At 55.0% G+C, this 18,957-nt stretch carries 13 protein-coding genes; 7 read left to right on the plus strand and 6 right to left on the minus strand.

Features of this window, described 5'->3' with window-relative positions:
- Positions 1-2 precede the first annotated feature (2 nt).
- From HCH_RS02470 to pilG, 6 genes are all read right to left on the minus strand, one after another.
- Positions 3-8,183 carry a hybrid sensor histidine kinase/response regulator gene (locus tag HCH_RS02470; protein ID WP_011394523.1) on the minus strand — a complete coding sequence of 2,727 codons (8,181 nt, stop codon included), beginning with the start codon at positions 8,181-8,183 and terminating at the stop codon, positions 3-5.
- An 11-nt stretch (positions 8,184-8,194) separates the two neighbouring features.
- Positions 8,195-9,088, minus strand: coding sequence for a CheR family methyltransferase (locus tag HCH_RS02475; RefSeq protein WP_011394524.1), 894 nt, complete (start codon positions 9,086-9,088; stop codon positions 8,195-8,197).
- A 64-nt stretch (positions 9,089-9,152) separates the two neighbouring features.
- The gene (locus tag HCH_RS02480) at positions 9,153-11,219 is read right to left on the minus strand and encodes a methyl-accepting chemotaxis protein (protein WP_011394525.1); all 2,067 of its coding nucleotides are present in this window, start codon (positions 11,217-11,219) and stop codon (positions 9,153-9,155) included.
- 77 nt (positions 11,220-11,296) lie between these two features.
- Positions 11,297-11,839 carry a chemotaxis protein CheW gene (locus HCH_RS02485; RefSeq protein WP_011394526.1) on the minus strand — a complete coding sequence of 181 codons (543 nt, stop codon included), beginning with the start codon at positions 11,837-11,839 and terminating at the stop codon, positions 11,297-11,299.
- Positions 11,840-11,857: 18 nt separating this feature from the next.
- Complete coding sequence (pilH, locus tag HCH_RS02490) at positions 11,858-12,220, minus strand: twitching motility response regulator PilH (RefSeq protein WP_011394527.1); 363 nt, start codon at positions 12,218-12,220, stop codon at positions 11,858-11,860.
- A 59-nt stretch (positions 12,221-12,279) separates the two neighbouring features.
- Positions 12,280-12,666, minus strand: a complete 387-nt coding sequence (gene pilG / locus HCH_RS02495; RefSeq protein ID WP_011394528.1) for a twitching motility response regulator PilG — start codon at positions 12,664-12,666, stop codon at positions 12,280-12,282.
- 381 nt (positions 12,667-13,047) lie between these two features.
- On the opposite strand from pilG, the gene gshB reads away from it, so the two are divergent.
- The 7 genes from gshB (at position 13,048) to HCH_RS02530 (ending at position 18,943) form a co-directional block, all read left to right on the plus strand.
- Positions 13,048-14,016, plus strand: coding sequence for a glutathione synthase (gene gshB / locus HCH_RS02500; protein WP_011394529.1), 969 nt, complete (start codon positions 13,048-13,050; stop codon positions 14,014-14,016).
- A gap of 6 nt (positions 14,017-14,022) precedes the next feature.
- A complete protein-coding gene (locus HCH_RS02505; RefSeq protein WP_049780818.1) occupies positions 14,023-14,916 on the plus strand; it encodes an energy transducer TonB in 894 nt (297 codons plus the stop codon).
- Between the two features lie 94 nt (positions 14,917-15,010).
- Complete coding sequence (locus tag HCH_RS02510) at positions 15,011-15,568, plus strand: YqgE/AlgH family protein (RefSeq protein ID WP_011394531.1); 558 nt, start codon at positions 15,011-15,013, stop codon at positions 15,566-15,568.
- A 43-nt stretch (positions 15,569-15,611) separates the two neighbouring features.
- Positions 15,612-16,088 (plus strand): Holliday junction resolvase RuvX, encoded by a 477-nt coding sequence (ruvX, locus tag HCH_RS02515; protein ID WP_011394532.1) that lies wholly within the window; start codon positions 15,612-15,614, stop codon positions 16,086-16,088.
- Positions 16,072-16,587 carry a bifunctional pyr operon transcriptional regulator/uracil phosphoribosyltransferase PyrR gene (pyrR, locus tag HCH_RS02520; protein ID WP_011394533.1) on the plus strand — a complete coding sequence of 172 codons (516 nt, stop codon included), beginning with the start codon at positions 16,072-16,074 and terminating at the stop codon, positions 16,585-16,587. The genes ruvX and pyrR overlap by 17 nt, the downstream gene beginning before the upstream one ends.
- 59 nt (positions 16,588-16,646) lie before the next feature.
- On the plus strand, positions 16,647-17,651 hold the full coding sequence (locus HCH_RS02525; RefSeq protein WP_011394534.1) for an aspartate carbamoyltransferase catalytic subunit: 1,005 nt from the start codon (positions 16,647-16,649) through the stop codon (positions 17,649-17,651).
- A complete protein-coding gene (locus tag HCH_RS02530) occupies positions 17,648-18,943 on the plus strand; it encodes a dihydroorotase (protein ID WP_011394535.1) in 1,296 nt (431 codons plus the stop codon). The genes HCH_RS02525 and HCH_RS02530 overlap by 4 nt, the downstream gene beginning before the upstream one ends.
- Positions 18,944-18,957: the final 14 nt, after the last annotated feature.

Below are 18,957 nucleotides of genomic sequence, written 5' to 3' on the forward strand. Positions count from 1 at the left end.
AGTTATTCCACTAGTCGTTCTATCGTCTCAAGCAGAATTTTTTCCTGGAAGGGTTTACCGAGATATTCATTAACGCCGATTGAAAGCGCACGCTCGCGGTGTTTTTGTCCAGTACGCGAGGTGATCATAATGATCGGCACATCTTTCAGGCGCTCGTCGTGACGCACCAGACTCGCCACCTCGAATCCATCCATACGCGGCATTTCTATATCCAGCAACATGACGTCCGGCTTGTGGTCCTGCAATAACGCGATCGCGTCCACACCGTCTTTTGCGGTAATGACTTCCATGCCATTCCGCTCCAGCAGACGGGAAGTCACCTTCCGTACAGTAACCGAGTCGTCCACCACCATAACGGTAGTTGGGCCGGATGCCGCGCGCGCAGGCTCCGCCGCCGGTTTGAGCGTCGGAGTGAGGCTTGGGCCGAAGTGAGACATATCGCTGCGGAGCAGCGCAGGCAAGTCAAGAATCACGACCACGCTACCATCCCCGAGAATGGTGGCGCCGGAGACGCCGCGCACTGAGGAGAACTGGGTGCCGAGACCTTTTACAACAATCTCGCGGGAGCCCATCAAGCTGTCCACCTGCAGGGCCAGAGGCTGATCGCCGCCGCCGCGCACCAGAATAACCGGCAAAGGCAGGGGCTGACCTTGCAGTTTTGGATGATGTTCGCTCTTCAACAGGCTGCCCAGGTACTGCAGACGATATTTTTGGCCTGCGTACTCGTACAGCGGCGCGTTGGGCTTGTAGTACTCCTCCAGCTCGTAAGTGCTGACGCGCACGATACCTTCAATTGTGTTCAACGGAATCGCGTAATAGTCTTCGCCGGTGTTCACCATCAGCGCCCGGTTCACGGAAACCGTGAACGGCAGGTGGACGATAAAGCGCGTGCCGTGGCCGGGCTTGGAGTCAATAGTGACGCGTCCGCCAAGCTGTTTGATTTCGCTGGCTACAACGTCCATACCGACGCCGCGTCCGGAAATCTGGGTGACTTTTTCCGCGGTGCTGAAGCCGGCCTGGAAAATAAACTGCAGCATATCGTGATCGCTAAGGTGCGTGCCTTCGTCGATCAAGCCGCTCTTAATAGCTTTACGTCTGACCGCGTCGACGTTGATGCCGGCGCCGTCGTCGGAAAGAATCAGTACAACGTCGCCGCCTTCACGACCCACCGACAGTTCGATGCGTCCGGTTTCCGACTTACCTTTGGCGCGACGTTGCTCCGGCATTTCCACACCGTGGTCGATCGCATTACGCAGCATGTGCTCCAATGGCGCCAGCATGCGCTCCAGTACGGTACGGTCCAGCTCGCCTTCCGGGTTGTACACTTCGAAATCGGCTTTCTTGCCAAGTTCGGAGCTTACCTGCCGGATGATGCGGCGCAGTCTGGGCACGATCGAGGTGAACGGGACCATGCGGGTTTTCATTAACCCTTCCTGCAGCTCCGTATTGATACGGGATTGTTGCAGCAACAAGGTTTCCGCGTCACGAGCCTTATCCATCATAGTTTCACGGAGGTCGGTCAAGTCCGAAGAGGACTCGCTCAGAGCTCGCGACAACTGCTGAATAGAGGAGTAACGGTCCATTTCCAGCGGGTCAAAGTCTTCGTATTTGACGCCGCTCTCTTTCTCCATGCGGAACAGAACCTGAGCTTCCGTCTCCATGTCCATCCGACGCAACTGCTCGCGCAGACGGTCGATGGTGGACTGCATCTCTTCCAGGGTATAGGTGAAGTCACTGATCTGCTGTTCAAGCAGACCACGGGTAATACTGGTTTCGCCTGCGAGGTTAACCAGGTTATCCAGCAGGTTGGCGGAGACCCTGACAGTTTCCGCAGCCGTCTGACGTTGCGCCGCTGGTTGTGCGGGCTGCATCTCGGTTTTAGCCGGCTCTTCCTTTTTGACGGCGGGAACGGCTTGCTCACGCTGCATTTGCACCATGCGCTCAGCCAGGGCCTCAGGTTCGCTTTTCGGCGCTTCCGCCGCAGCGGCTTCCGCCTCAGCTTCCTGCTGGCTGCTGTAGAAGTTTTTAACCTGCCCGATTTCGCTTTTCAGGCGATTGAACAGAATCTCGATCTCGCTGCGCAGGGCGTCGTCCAGCTCATGCTTGTGGTCATAAGCTTGTTTAACGATGGATTCAATTTCCTGCGCCAGATCGCCGATGTTGGTCAAAGTGGCCAGGCGCGCGCCGCCTTTCAGAGTGTGCAGGGCGCGGGACATGGAGTCCGCATGCACACTGTTGCGAGGTTCGCGGGTCCAGTCGTTGAACTCACGCTCCAGGCTCGCCTGCAGTTCATTCGCTTCTTCCACGAAGACTTGCAGGATTTCCGGGTCGACATCCAACGCAAACTCAGAGGCTGGCAGCTCATCGCCGCTGCCGACTTCTTTCAGCTCGCGAATCAACTCGTTGGGAACTTCCGGTTGCTCCAGCTGTTCAATCTGATCCAACAGTCGGCCGATGTAACGGATGGAGCGGTCCACCAGCGTGATCAGCTCGTCAGGCACTTGATGCTTGCCGTCGACAACGCTCTCCATACGCTCGGTCAGCGCTTCGGTGAGAGCATGCACGCTGTCGATATTCGCCAGCTTGGCGCCGCCGTTCAGGGTTTGCAGGTCCCGAACCAGCTCTTTCGTCGGCGTAATGTTATCCGGATTGGCTTTCCAGCGATCAAAGCAGTCAATCACTGCGTCCATGATGTCCCTGGACTCATCCAGGAAAATGCTGCGCAGGTCTTCGTCGCTGGTTTCCAGAGCGGCTTCCTGCAGAGACTGCTGCTCGCGCTCGATTTCCGCAATGGTGTCTTCGTGATCAGGCGCGCCTTTCGCCGCCAGATCATGTTGCGCGCAGTACTTGATGACTTGCTGGGCGAGATCGTTCGCAGCGCGCACCGGGCTGTTGCTGGTGACGCTATCCACCATTTCCGCCAGACGGTCATGGCAGGCCAACATCAAATCAGACAGCGACGGTTCCGCCAGGAAACGGCCTTCGACAATGCCCTCGAACAACGTTTCCAGCTCGTGAGCCAAATCGCCGATGGGCTTGATTTCCGCCATGCGCGCGCCGCCTTTCAGCGTGTGCAGGGCGCGCTGCAGTTCTTTCACATGCTCGATATTCTCGAGCTCGCCCAACCAGCTTTGCAGGTTGCGGGCGGTGGAGTCCACCAACTCATTGGCTTCTTCCAGGAATATAGAGACCAGCTCCTGATCCAGTTCGCTGATATCGTAAACCGGGTTCTCGATAGGCGCTTCTTCAACCGGCGCAGGCTCCGCAGTGATCTCTTCGATGCCGGCAAGCCCTTCCGGCTCTTCCGCCGTCTCTTCCACTTGAGGCTCAGATGTCGTTTCAGCGGCGGCTTCCACTTCTGGATGCGCGTCGACAATATAGTCGTCTTCGCCATCCGCGTAGTGATGACCGGCGCCCTGCGCCATGTCGTGAACGCGACCGATCAAGTCGCGAGCAGGGGAGGCGACCTGATTCTGAGCGACGGCGTCCACCATACCCGCCAAGCGGTCGTGACACTCCATCACCAGCCCAACCATGGCGGGCTCTGGCGCCAGGCGGCCTTCCGTCATTCTCTCAAACAGCGTTTCCAGCTCGTGAGCCAAGTCGCCGATGGACTTGATCTCCGCCATTCTGGCGCCGCCTTTCAGCGTATGCAGATCACGCTGCAGTTCTTTCAAATGCTCCAGATTGCCCAGCTCTTCGGACCAACTGTGCATGGTTTCGCCAGTGCGTTGGATAATGTCCTGAGCTTCCTCCAGGAAGATTTCGACCATTTCTGGATCAAGGGGAGCGACTTCCTCAAGAACAGGAATATCTTCCTCTTCGTTGAAATCCATCGTCGGCAAACTGGTTTCGTCGTAGGAAACCTCGTCGCCCTCATCCTCCTCGTCTTCTGACGAGCGCTCGCCGGACAGGTAAGCGTGCAGGGCGTCAATCAGATCCTGAGCGTCATTACAGGTGCGTGTGGCGGTGACGGAGTCGACCATGCCCGCCAGGGTGTCGTGCGCCAGCAAAGACAAGTTACTGGCCTCTTCATCCGGCGTGACCCGTTGCTCAACGATGCCTTCGAACAGGCTTTCCAACTCGTGGGAGAGGTCGCCGATAGGAGGAATGCCCGCCAGTCTGGCGCCGCCTTTCAAGGTATGCAGATCGCGCTGTAATTGCTGAACCAGCGCAATATTATGTAGATCCTGCGACCATTGCTGCATCACGTCAGCGGAGGATTGAATAATGTCCTGAGCTTCTTGCAGGAATACATCCGCCAGCTCTGGGTCCAGTTCGTACACCACGCCGCCGGATGCGACAGGCGCAGGCGTTTCTTCGATCTCCTCCATAAAGCTCGCAGAAGGCTCAATCGCCTCTGGCTCTTCAGGTAGGCCGATATCAAAATTAATATCTTCGGCGAGATCGTCTTCTTCCGCCTCTTCGATGATCACGTCGTCTAAGAGAGGAATCTCGTCATCCGCCGCATTGGCGGCTGGCGCCAGGCTTTCCTCTTCCGCGACTTCTGCGACGGGAGGAACGTCCTCGGCAGGCGCAGACTCAACTGGCTTGGCCAAAGCATAAAGCTCTTGAATCAGAGAGGCGTCAGGTTGAGTGGCGAGGCCCGCCGCAACCTGATCCATCATGCTGATCAATACATCATGGCCACGTTTCGCGATAGTGAAGAAGCGATCGTCAGTGTTGGCGGCGCCAGCTTCCGCCAGTTCATAAGCGGTTTCCAGCGCGCGGGAAAGTTCCGCCACATCTTCCAGACCGGCCACTTCGGCTCCGCGGGATAATGTGGTCAATTCGGTGACCAGCTTATGCTGATCTTCTTTGGAATTCGGGTCCTGGCTCCACTCATTAAGGATGCGCTCGGCGTCCAGCAGAATATCCACGCCTTCCGTCAAGAACAGATTGATCAGTTGCGGATCGGGTTTGCTGGTGGCCTGCAATACGTCGCTTTGGGCGGCGTTAGTCAGGATGCGATTGCTGACAGTGGCCAGTTTTTCCAGGTAGTCATTGGCGCCGTCCAGCGGTTTTAGCGGTGTGCTTTCGATCTGGTCTAAGCCGCGACGCACAAAGCCTGCGCCTTCCTGCAACAACTCGCAAATATCGCTGTCCACGCTGACGCCACGCGCGCGGGCTTCTTTGACAAACTTCTCAAGCGGCACCACTACGGTGGCGATGGGCTCAATGCCAGCGGTATTGGCGCTGCCTTTGAGCGTATGCATGGCGCGGGAGATTTCGTCCGTAATGGGCGTCGGCTCGCCATTTGCGGCGGCTTTAGCAGTGAAAGTCGCCAGCGTTTCAAGATGGCTTTCTGTTTCCGCCTTGAAAATGTCTTTCAGGGCCGGATCGATGTCCAGGGTCGGCTCGCCCGCCGCCGTTGCGGAGGCGTCCTGGTCAAGCTTCAATGGCTTGGGAATCTCGCCTTTGGCGATGGCATGCGCCTGATCCATATACGGTTGCGTATTATGGCTGGGTTTACGGCGCAGTTTGAAATCCTCGACGAGGTCGGGAAGGATTTTGGTCACAGCCTGCATCAGCTCGCCAATATCCTGGCTCATGAAAATGGCGCCGTCGATGATACGGTTCAGCAGATTTTCAACAGACCACGCCAGTTCGCCGACAAGCGTCGCTCCAACCAGGCGGCCGCTGCCTTTCAATGTATGGAAAGCGCGACGGACTTCAATCAACGCTTCCTGGTTGTCGTAACTGGCCAGATAAGAGGGCAGGTACTGGCCAATGGTATCCAGCACTTCCGCCGCTTCTTCAACGAAGATTTCGATGATTTCGTCATCGATCATATCATCTTCGTCTTCTTCCTCCAGTTCTGGAACCTCAATAGTTTCAGCGACAGGCTCAGGGATAGACGGAGGCTCAATAGGCTCTGGCTGCCTTTCTTCAACAACAGGCGCTTCCGGTTCGGAAGCCGCTACAGGCTCTTCGATTGGAGCAGGAGCGGGCTCTTCTTTGGGGACGGACAGATCGATATCAGAAGCGGCGCTTTTCTCGCGGGAGAGACGACGGGCCGCCGCCAGCGCTTCGGCTTTGGCGACGAACTGCTCTACGTCGTTGATTTCCTGTCCTGTTTTAAAGCGCTCAATCAGCTCCGGCAGTTTATTGATCACGCCTTCCAGCAGCTCGAACATTTCCAGCGTGGCGGTAATGGAGCCGTCGATTACCCGGTTGAGCATGTTCTCCACACTCCAGGCCAGCTCGCCCAGGGTGGTGGCGCCGACTAAACGGCCGCTGCCTTTAAGGGTATGGAACGCGCGACGAATTTCAGCCAGGGCTACCTGATCGTCAGGATTGCTCTGGAAGCTGGGGAAATAGTTGTGAATGGTCGCGAGAACTTCTTCCGCTTCTTCAACGAAGATTTCGACGATTTCGTCGTCGATAAGTTCTTTGTCGGAGGCCTTGTCGCGGGACGACTCAGGCGGCGCTGACATAGTGGGCGCAGTACCCGCTACGGTCTGTGGCGCTATGGCGACCGCATCGCCCACCGGATAGCCCAGTTGCGCCAAGCTCTCTTCCGCAACCTGTAGAATCAGTTCGTTATCCTGGCTGCCTTCGCTCAGGCGCTCAAGGTAATACTCAATACTGGTGATGGCGTCCGCCAGCGTATCCAACTGGTTCCAGTCAGGAGACTGGTCGCTGTCTAGCAACCGGTCCTGAATGTAGCGCGCGGAAGCGTCCAACAGATCGGCGGCGCGCTCCAACGGGATAATGCGTAGCCCGCCGCGGATGCTCTGCAGCAGCTTCGGCACGCTTTCAATTTCAGAGCGATCCCAGTGAGAGGCGATGTACTCGACAATATCGGTTTTCGCCTGCTCCAGGCCGTTACGGGCTTCACGAATAACCGCTTCGTGAGCGTTATCGACCTGCTCCTTGGGAATCGCTGCGCCGCCAGCGTTGTCGCCGCTGCTGGCGCGCTGGGAGCCCGCGTCGTCGCTGAAACCGCTGAGAGTGGCTTCAACATAGAGGAGGGCGCCGGCAATATCCATCAATACATTGTCGTCTGGCGTATCCGCGCCGGAAGACAGGGTTTCAATTAAATCGATCTGCTCCTGCACTACTTTTCGTGGAATACCCAGACCCAGGACCGCCATGGTATTGGCGACTTGGTGCAGCCCCGGCAACAGTTCCGCCAGATCGCTGCTATCTTTGAACTCGCCACGTACGAACAGATCCAGTTGGTCTTTGACCCGGGCCAGTTCTTCGTTAAGCGCTTCCACAACGGATTCAATCGCGCCTTTGTCCGGGCCGGACATTTTCTGGCGCTCGATATCCACTTCTTCGTCGCTGGGGAGAGCCTGATCCAGACGGTAGTCTTCACGCACGCCTTCTATAGCAGGGGTGCGGGCGTCGGAACGGGCGACGTAGTAGAGCAAGTGCTTCAGCAGATCTTCAGGCGGCGCCTGCACCAGAATATCGATATTTTCATCAATGACTTTCTTGATGCGGTAATCCAGCGCGCGCAACAGATTCTTGATCGCGGAAGACAGTTCGATACCGTTATTCACCAACGCGTCGATGAAGGCATGGGCGACTCGCCAGATCTGTCCTTGCGCGGTATCGCGGCAGAGGGACTCCAGACGTTTGAACACCTTGCCCATATAGCTGAAGTTAGCAGGCAGCTCGCTTTCGCGAATCACTCCGGCGAGGGCGAACTGATACATTTGCCGCAGCTTACGCAACTGCATGATGACTTTGTCATCGTGCAGACGCTGGTTCACTCCTGGAGGCGCGGCGATGCGGGCCATGGAAAGGTCAGGAGTGAACAAAGATGTGTCGGAAAGCAGCGATTCACCGCGCGAAGCGCGCAGGTCGTTCAAAATCGGCAGCAGAATGACGGGCAGATCGCGCCGGCTTGACTGCAGGCGGTTAAGATAGTTAGGCAGTTGCAGAATCGCCCGCATCAGCACTTCGATGGCTTCATCGGGGTGCGGAACGGTTTCCTGCAGGACTGCCTGCGCCAACTTCTCCATTTCTTCCGCCAGCAAGGCGGCGCCATAGAACTCGACCATCTGCAGAGTTCCATGGACCTGATGTATGTAGTTCAGACAAAAGCGTAATTTGGCGCTGTCTTCAGTGTTGTTGACGTAGTCTTCAAGCGCTAACTGCGCTTGCTTAAGTGTACTGTCGATTTCGCCCTTAACCCAATCAAGAGCTACATAGTCATGGTTGCCCGCCATAACTTCTCCAATTAACTGTTGCGCTCGTTTCGCCTGATAAAAGCGAGAGTTTTGTCACTTCCGACCCGCTGCAAAAGAGGGTGGGTCCAGTCAACGATTTCTCCCAGTCCCAATACCAGTATGCCACCTGGCACCAGGCGTTCAGCCAAGCGGTTGAGGATCTCCTTCCGCCGCCAGCGTCTGAAATAAATCAATAAGTTCTGGCAGAAAATAATGTTCATGCCATGCATCGGCGCGTCTTTAAGGTTAAGCACGTTAACCCTTGCAAAACACACTCTCTCTTTCAAGCGCGGGATAACTGCGTAGAGATTCCCGTTACGCTTTTCAAAAAATTTCTCTTTGCGTTCTTCGTTCAGGGTGACCAGTTTGCGTGCCGGGTAAACAGCAGTTCGGGCCTTCTCCAGCACCGGCGAGGAAATGTCCGTGCCGGTAACGCCGTAGTACTTGGCCAATCCCAGAGCTTCAAGACACTCTTCGATGATCATGGCCAGCGTATAAGGCTCTTCTCCGGTTGAGCAGCCAACGCTCCAGGCTTCGATGGTGGACTTGGCCAGTGCTTCAACCGGCCGGGTCAGCAGATAATCCTTGACCAATCCAAACGCATCTTCATCTCTGTAAAACCGGGTTTCCTGAACCGTCAGCCGATCTACCAGGATGGCCCATTCGACGACGCCGGATGGACTGTCAACGATTTTGTGAAAGTACTCCTGATAGGAGGGGCAGCCGATTTCCCGCATCCGAATGCCCAAGCTGGTCTGCAGAAATGTCTTGCGCTGTATTGGCAAGTTCATTCCAGTGCGCTTCTCCAGCAACGCCTGCCACCGGAAGAATTCCTGATCTTCCATTGGCGGCAGGGTTTTTAAACTCCATGATCCCTCAACTTCAGTGCCATCATTGATCGCCATATTGGCGCCTTAGTCGTGTCCTTGCTGTTGTCGGACGATAGGTCATTGGAACATCAACACAGGTTTAGGCGGCGTCGATGTCCAAGTCTTCCTCGTTGCTGTGACCTACCTGGTCAGGCAGCTTGAAACCTGCTACAGAGTTACGCAGCTGGTTAGCCAGTTCCGCCAGTTTACCGATAGACTTCGCTGTAGCGTTTGTACCCGCGGAAGTCTGTGAGGTAATTTCCTGGATAACGTTCATCGTATTGGAAATATGGCCTGCTGAAGACGACTGCTGACGTGCGGCGTTCGAGATGTTCTGGATCAAGTCCGCAAGGTTTTTCGATACGTTCTCGATTTCTTCCAGGGCGACACCCGCGTCTTGTGCGAAGCGCGCTCCACGCACCACCTCTGCGGTGGTTTGTTCCATGGAGATTACCGCTTCGTTGGTGTCGGTCTGAATGGTTTTTACCAGCGCCTCAATCTGTTTGGTCGCTGCAGAGGAACGTTCCGCAAGTCGCTGTACCTCGTCCGCAACAACCGCGAAGCCTCGACCTGCGTCACCGGCCATAGATGCCTGGATTGCAGCGTTCAAAGAAAGAATGTTGGTCTGGTCGGCAATGTCGTTAATCAACGATACGATATCCCCGATCTCCTGGGATGATTCACCCAGACGCTTGATCCGCTTGGATGTTTCCTGGATCTGTTCACGGATGTTATCCATGCCGCGAATAGTAGACTGTACGATTTCGGCGCCTTTCTTCGCGATCGCAACCGACCGCTCCGCAACCGCTGCTGATTCGGCGGCGTTAGAAGATACCTGGTCGATAGAGACCGCCATTTCGTTGATCGCCGCGGATGCGCCGGCGATTTCCTGCGCCTGGTGCTCGGAAGCGTCGGCCAGATGCATCGCAGTCGCCTGGGTTTCCTGGGCTGCGCCCGCCACCCGTACAGCGGTTTCGTTAATGGAGGTTACCAACTGACGCATCTGGTCGATCGCGAAGTTGATGGAGTCGGCGATCGCGCCCGTGAAGTCCTCGGTTACCGTCGCCTCTGTAGTCAGGTCGCCGTCCGCGAGGTCGGCCAGTTCGTCCAGCAGTCGCAGGATCGCGTTCTGGTTCTGCTCGTTCTGAGAAGCCTCTTTTTCGTAACGCTTTTTGGATTCCTGAGAACCAATGTAGAAGATGATCAAGATCGCAACGATGATGAGGAACAGCAGGGCGTATCCCATTTCGTCACTAACCAGACGGCCTTCAGCCTGAGTCTGGAATACTTCGTTCAGTTTGGAGGTTTCGGTCAACAGCGCCTGTGATTTTTCAAAGATGTTGTTGGCGGCTTCACGCACCCGGAACAGTTCAGGGGACGTTTCAAGAATGGTGTCTACGTTTTCGTTAACGAATTCGAACAGCTCCGCGATGGCTTCCAGACCGAAGGTGGCGTCTTCGTCAGCCACTTTGGTGATGCCCATAACCTGGTTGCCTTCAACCATCCCGTTCAGTACGCGACCGAACAAGTTTACGTCGCGGCCGAAACGGTCCGCTGCGGTTACCGCGTCCTCGCCACCGGCGAGTACTTTGTTAACGCTTCGTACAATACGTTCCGCCAGCAGTGACTGACGCTGGGCTACCGCGACCTGATCGGCGGGCGCATTGTTTTCCAAAAGAATCTGTACAACGTCGTCATACTCAACCTGTAGCTGGGGAATGGTGTCGTTGAGTGTGATGGCGACCTGGTGCAACTGCAGAACGGTGTCTTTGGAGCCGAGGATCTGGTCCGCCGCTTCACGTACGTCGTCCCACAAGCCGGTTACGTTAGACATCTGCACGCTTTCAACGGCAGGCAGATTACGCTCAGGGTTGCCTTTGGTTAGATAATCCCACAAACGTTGGAAGTCGTCCCGGGAGCGGCGCAATTCTTCGAAAGCCTCCGATTTACCGTCCGCGGCCTCCGAGGAGTTCTTTGCGATCTCCTGAGAAAGTACCCGCAGCTCGGAAGCGTAACTGATGTACGTCTTATCCTGACTCGCGTTAAGGTTTACCGTAAATATAACGTAGAGAAGGGCGATTACCGCCACAATCACCACGCCATACATGGCTAGCTGAATAGGGTTCGCACCCTGTCCGGACGAAGTTTTTCCAGATATTGATATCATTGCTTTGGCTCCCCAGCCTTTTCAACTCTAACCATCTAACAGCGTAGCAGACGCTGTAATAGCTGCGCAGCGATTTCTCACTGCGCTACGTTTATGAAATTGGAATCTGCCACCAGACTGGTCGTATCGAATACAATCCAGCGTTCGTTACTACGGGCGTAAAAGCCGCTTACATAAGGTCTCAGCACTTCCGGGATATCCGGCGCGTCCTTTTGGAAGCTGTCCACCGGGAAGTACTGCATGCCAAGCACGCCGTCCACTATCAGGCCGCTGAAAACATCGCCCTGTTCAATGACCAATACGCGCCTGTTTCTCGTGCTGCGGGTTTGTTGCGGCAGCTCGAAGAAAGAAGTCAGGTCCATTATAGGAAGAAGCCGCCCACGTACGTTGGCGACGCCCTGCATCCAGGTTTTAACGCCCGGAATCTGTGTGAAACGGGGGACCGGGAGGATTTCAACCACCTCTCCCATTGCTGCGACGAAGTGAAGTCCCGCCAGAGAGAAACCGATTCCGTTCCACAACTCAATGACGTCTTCCTGCGCAGGCAAACCCTCTGCTAAGGCCTTGCTCTTGGCTTCAATCTCGGCAAGTACGGCAAACGGGTCCGTAGTAATTGACATGATAAAAAGTGGCTCCGCCTATCTGATGAGCTCGTTGATCGTATTGATCAGATCGCTTTCATTGACAGGTTTGACCAGATAGCCCTTGGCGCCCTGACGCGTACCCCATACGCGGTCAGTTTCCTGGTCTTTGGTAGTGACGATGACCACCGGAATATTGGCGGTTTCTTCTGCGCGAGTCAGCTGACGAGTCGCCTGAAAACCGTTCAATCCGGGCATAACGACGTCCATCAGGACGAGGTCAGGTTTTTCCGAGCGGGCCAGCGCCACGCCGTCGGCGCCGTTGTCGGCGGTTAAGATTTCGTGTTGATGCTTTTCCAGTATGCTTGAGATCTTGCGGACCTCAGTTGGCGAATCATCTACGATAAGTATGCGAGCCATAATTCCCCCGAAAACTCATGTGTAACCCTGTAAAAAAAGTGTAGCTTAATAAACTGACATCATTTCTTCGGCAAATGATTTCGAATTGTACCCAGTAGTTCGTCCTTGCTGAAAGGCTTGGTTAAATACTGGTCCGACCCCACAATGCGTCCCTTGGCCTTGTCGAAGAGTCCGTCTTTGCTTGAGAGCATGATAACGGGAGTGCTCTTGAATGCGCTGTTGTTTTTGATAAGCGCGCAGGTCTGGTAGCCGTCGAGCCGGGGCATCATTATATCGACAAAAATGATGTCCGGGTGAGAATCGGCGATTTTTGCCAAGGCGTCGAAACCGTCTGTCGCGGTAATTACAGTGCAGCCGACTTTTTTCAGAAGCGTTTCGGCCGTGCGACGAATCGTCTTACTATCGTCAATCACCATAATTTTGAGGTTTTCAAAGTTATCTTCCATCTCAATATGGCCCTGGTAATGAGGTCATGTTTTCGTTGTGTGAGTCACTAATTCGGCTGGCTGATTTACGTCGGAAAGCGGCGTCAGACATGTTAATGGCTTTTTTAACATAGAATTACAACGCAATCTATAAGTAAATACTATTTATAGTTCAGATGCCCAGTAAGGCAAAGAAAATCTTTGTGTATAAATGTCACAAAACCACTAACGACCTTAACAATTGGAACCTGACTACCTTTTAATTAGCAGATTAGTACAGAAAATAAGATAGTACAGAAGTGGGCTTTGGGCCCGGAAAGTGGCATCATTATGCCCGCCCGATTGCCGGGCGCCCAGTTAATTTTTGCAACCGTCTTTTAACGCATTTAAGTAGGTGCGGATATGACTATCAGGTTGGGTGTGGTGATGGACCCTATCGCCGACATCAACGTTAAAAAGGACAGCACGCTCGCCATGCTGTTGGCGGCCCAGAAACGGGGCTGGTCTCTGTACTATATGCAGCAGGACGATCTGTATCTTGAGCAGGGGCGGGCCTATGCGCGGATGCGCACGCTGAAGGTGGCGGACGACCCCTCCAAGTGGTTCGAAATACAGGATGAGTTCGTGGATGCGCTGGCGACTCTGGACCTGATACTGATGCGTAAAGATCCGCCAGTGGATAGCGAGTTCGTGTTCGCCACCCATATCCTGGAAGCTGCGGAACGTGAGGGCGCGCTGGTCGTCAATCGACCTCAGAGTCTGCGCGACTGCAACGAAAAACTATTCGCCACCCAGTTCCCTGATCTGTGCCCGCCTGTTTTGGTCAGTCGCGACGTAATGCGCCTGCGCCGCTTTTTTGCGGAGCATGAGGACGTGGTGTTCAAGCCGTTGGACGGGATGGGAGGCAAGTCTATCTTTCGGGTGAAAACAGGGGACTTTAACCTTGGCGTTATTCTCGAAACACTCACGGACAATGGACGTCGCCAGATTATGGCGCAACGCTATTTGCCTGAAATCAAGCAAGGCGACAAGCGCATTCTGATGATCAACGGCGAACCTGTTCCGTACGCTTTGGCGCGTATCCCCGCGCAGGGCGAAAACCGCGGCAATCTGGCGGTGGGTGGGAGCGGCGAAGGTCGCGAATTGACGGATCGGGATAAAGATATTTGCGCGCGCGTTGGGCCGGTATTAAGAGAGAAAGGTCTGCACTTTGTCGGACTGGATGTAATTGGCGACTACCTCACAGAAATAAATGTCACTAGTCCTACCTGTATAAGAGAGTTGGATAAACTTTATCATTTGGATATAGCGGGACAATTAATGGATTATTTGTCGTCTTTATTAAAGTCACGTCGGGATATTGTTGTTTAAATAGATATGAGTGATAAGTCGCTTTCTTCTCCGGCTGCGGGAGTCACCGCTTTTGATCGCCTGGGTTTTTGTATGTTCTTCGCCATCGCCGTGCATGCGGCGATTGTGTTGGGAATTACCTTTACTATCGAACCAGAGCGCCCTGTGCCCCTGACAGTCGAGGTCACCCTGGCTCAATTTGATGATAAAGAAGAACCGGAAGACGCCGATTTCCTCGCGCAGTCGAATCAAAAAGGCAGCGGCTCGGAAGAAGATAAGAAAGAACTCACTACCACTGAGCAGGCGGACTTTCGTGATATAGAAACCCATGAAGTCGCGCAGCTACAGCCTGAGGCGGTAAAACCCAGGGAAGCCTCAGCTGAGCGACAGGTGGTTGCGAACAAGACCTCCAATCGTGACATGAGCATGTCGGAAAAGCCGAAGAAGGATAACCCCGAAGAGGCTCCCCCGGAAGAGCGCAGTCAGTTGTTGCAGCGTAGTCTGGAGATCGCCAGCTTGGAGGCGAAGCTTTCCGAGCAGCAACAGGCGTACGCCAAGCGTCCGCGTGTGACGCGACTGACGGCGGTATCGGCGAGAAAGACCGCCAGCGCCTATTACATGGAAGAGTGGCGTCGGGAATTGGAGCGCATCGGCAACATCAACTATCCGGAAGAAGCCCGTAAGCGCAAGCTGGAAGGGAAAGTTCGCGTAGCCGTCATCATTGAGCCGGATGGTCAGGTTCAGGAAATAAATATCCTGGCTTCCTCCGGCGCCAAGATATTGGACGACGCGGTGATCCGTATTATCCGTCTCGCTGAGCCCTTCCCACCGTTCACCGAAGAGATGCGTAAGGAGTCTGACCTGTTGGAGATCATCCGCACCTTCTCTTTTGGCGAGCGCATGTACGCCACTGATTCGTGAGAACTTTCCGGTTAATTCCTATGGTTTTTTGCCGCATAGGGGTTAACTGGTTTATGCTTAGAACTATACAGGCAGTTAAAAAGGCCGCAACTGCATGAGTTCATCAATGTCTACATTACGCAATCAATTTCTGATTGCCATGCCTCACCTCAAGGACCCTAATTTCGAGGGGACCATCAGCTATATATGCGACCATAACGACGAAGGCGCCATGGGAATCGTCATCAATCGGCCTTTGGATATCCGGCTTAGCGATATGTTGGCGCAACTTGAACTGGGCGGAGAAGGCATCGCCATGCCGGTGTATTCCGGCGGTCCCGTGCAGATTGAGCGCGGTTTCGTTCTACATTCGCCTCTTGGCGACTGGCAGTCCTCCATTGAGATCGCTCCTGACATTTGCATTACTACTTCCAAAGACATTCTGGAGGCTATGGCTCGCGGCGTCGGCCCGGATCGTACACTCGTGGCGCTTGGCTATGCGGGGTGGGGCGCCGGCCAACTGGAGAAGGAAATCTCCAACAATTTCTGGATCACCTGTCCCGCTGACTCCGCTATCATTTTCCGTACGCCGGACAGTGAAAAAGTCGTTTCCGCATTGGGACGGGTGGGCATTGATTATCACCGTCTCTCGTCGATTTCCGGGCATGCTTGAAGCTTTGGCGCAGAGGACGTTCGGGAGGTTCGACGTATAGTTTATGGCGACAGTGGTTGGTTTTGATTTCGGGCTTAAGCGCTTTGGCGCGGCTGTCGGACAGTCGGTATCGATGACGGCTTCTCCGCTCAAGGAAATTCCCGCTCAGGACGGCATCCCCCGATGGGAGGCGATTGAAGCGCTGTTGGAAGAATGGAAACCTGCGCTGGTCATCGTGGGAGAACCTTTGAATATGGACGGCAGCGTCAGTGAAATGGCGTTGCGCGCCAGGAAATTCGCCCGGCGTTTGCACGGAAGATATAATCTGCGCGTCGAAATGGCGGACGAGCGACTCACCAGCAGCGAAGCCAAATCCATGGTGAGAGAGCGCTACGGGCAGCGCGACTTCGGACGTTTCGCGGTGGATTCCATCGCCGCGGTCTTTATCGTGGAAAGCTGGCTGGAAGCCCACGCCGACAACCTGGACGCATTTCTTCATCCTCCTCGTAAACAAGGAAAATCCAATGACATCATTGATTGATGTTGATGCGGCCATGCGGGACATGGCCGAAAAACTCAAACTGCTCTGCGCGGAACGCAATATAGATAAGCCTGCGCTCGTCGGCATTCATACTGGCGGCGTATGGGTTGCGCGACGATTGCAAAGCCTGTTGGGCTGGGATGGTCCGGTGGGCGAGCTGGATATCTCATTTTACCGCGACGACTTCACCCGCATCGGCTTGAACCCCAAGGTTAAAGCCTCTTCTTTGCCTTTCGAAACAGAAGGTCGGGACGTGGTGCTGGTGGACGACGTGATTATGAGCGGAAGAACGATTCGGGCCGCCATGAACGAACTTTTTGACTTTGGCCGGCCGGCAAGTATCCTTCTCGTCGCGCTCATGGATGTGGGCGGTCGCGACCTTCCCATACAGCCGGATGTGGTCGGCGCCAGCCGACGGTTACAGTCAAATCAACGTGTGAAACTGCTGGGGCCGGACCCTCTTGCGGTGGAGCTGCGGGAGAAAACAGGCTCCAGCTGAAAGACCTTGGCGACAAGTTCACACATGGGCGAAATCCATCAACCTGAGAATTGATTTCCATGCCTCGCATAGACGACGAACTCAGTCCCCTGCAGTTGAACAGGTTTCAGCAACTTCGACATTTTCTGACCATCGAAGGGCTGAGCCGGAAGCATCTCACGGACATCCTGGACACGGCGGATACTTTTATTGAAGTCGGCTCCAGATCAATCAAGAAAGTTCCTTTACTCCGCGGCAAAACCGTCGCCAATTTATTCTTCGAAGCAAGCACCCGCACCCGCACTACCTTTGAATTGGCCGCCAAACGTTTGTCGGCGGATGTTCTGAATATCAACATCACCACCTCGGCCACCAGCAAAGGCGAATCCTTGTCCGACATGCTGCGCAATTTGGAAGCGATGGCGGTGGATATGTTTGTGGTGCGTCACGCTCAGAGCGGCGCGCCGCATTTCATCGCTAAATCGGTGACGCCAAGAGTCTCGGTCATTAACGCTGGCGATGGCCGTCATGCGCACCCGACCCAGGCGATGTTGGATATGCTGACCATTCGCCAACATAAGCATAAGTTTGAAGGGCTGAAGGTCGCCATCGTGGGAGATATTCTGCACTCGCGAGTCGCGCGATCACAAATTCAGGCCCTTAACCTGCTTGGCGCCGAAGAAGTTCGGGTCATTGCGCCAGATACGCTGCTGCCGCCTTATATTGATCAGTTTGGCGTCAAAGTATTCAGCTCGATGAAAGAAGGCATGCGGGACGTTGACGTAGTGATCATGCTGCGTTTGCAGAAAGAACGTATGGAAGGCGCTTTGCTGCCCAGCGAGCAGGAATTTTTCCGTCTTTACGGCTTGTCCCAGGACAAACTGGCATTGGCCAAGCCTGATGCGATTGTCATGCATCCCGGACCGATTAACCGCGGTGTGGAGATAGAGTCCGCAGTCGCTGACGGTCCGCAATCCGTTATATTGAACCAGGTGACTAATGGCATTGCGGTGCGGATGGCGGTCATGTCCATGGCGATGAGCGGCCAGATAGCTGAATTGACAGCGGATGAGGAGGTTGCGTGAGCGGGCGGGTACACATAAAAGGCGGTCGAATTATCGATCCGTCTCAAAGTCTGGACGCTGTGTCGGACTTATATATTGCTGATGGAGAAGTCGTCGCGATCGGCGCGGCGCCAGCCGACTTCCAGGCAGATATGGTGATTGACGCCGCCGGTTCCTGGGTGACGCCTGGATTGGTAGACCTGTGCGCTTATTTGCGCGAGCCGGGCTATGAACATAAAGCAAACATCGCCAGCGAGTCGCTGGCCGCAGTGAAGGGCGGCTTTACGACGCTATGCTGCCCTCCGGCGACATCGCCAGTCAATGACACCGCGGCGGTGACCAATCTCATATACGATCAGGCGTTGACCGCGGGTAAGGCGAAGATACTGCCTATTGGCGCAATGACCAAAGGGTTGGCCGGAGAGCAACTGAGCGAAATGCACGCGTTGCGAGAGGCCGGCTGCGTTGGCGTTTCCAATCTGCGCTATCCTTTCCGGGACAATCAGGTCATGAAACGCTGCCTGGAATACGCCTGCTCTCAGGATATTACGGTATTCGTATGCCCGGAAGATTATGCGTTGGCGAAAGACGGCTGCGTTCATGAAGGCGCCACCAGCGGATTGCTGGGCCTGAGCGGCATTCCCGCCATTGCGGAAACCATGGCGGTGGCGCAGTGGCTGATTCTGGTGGAGGAAACCGAAGCGCGGATACACCTTGGGCAATTATCCTGCGCGAAATCGGTCGAGCTGGTCGCAGACGCCAAACGTCGCGGCCTGAAAGTCACCTGTGACGTGGCGCTGGCGAACCTGATTTATACCGATGCCGTGATCAAAGACTTCAATCCTGCGTTTCACGTGCGCCCTCCGCTGCGACGGGAGGAAGACCGTAAGGCATTGCTGAATGGTGTGAACGAGGGCGTGATCGACGCTATTTGTTCTCATCATCAGCCTCATGAAAGCGCAGCCAAGCTGGCTCCGTTTGCGGAAACCCGCTCAGGCATGTCGGTGATTGAAACGGTGCTGCCGCAGATTCTTGCGTTGACGACGGCAGGCGAGCTGCGCCTGGAAGCGGCGATGCGGGCGCTGACGTCAGGGCCGGCGCAGGTGCTGGAGCTATCTATGGGGAGTTTGCAGATTGGAAGCGCAGCGGATGTGGCGTTGATAGATCCGACTGCGAGGTGGCTGGTGACTGAGACCGATCTGGTGTCCAAAGGCAAGAATTGCCCATGGCTGGATACGGAAGTGGTTGGATTGGCCTATAAAACCATTGTGGAAGGACGTGTAGTGTATGATCGCTCGTTGATGATGGAGTAGCATACAACGTTCAC

This window comes from Hahella chejuensis KCTC 2396 (assembly GCF_000012985.1).
GTDB classification, from domain to species: domain Bacteria; phylum Pseudomonadota; class Gammaproteobacteria; order Pseudomonadales; family Oleiphilaceae; genus Hahella; species Hahella chejuensis.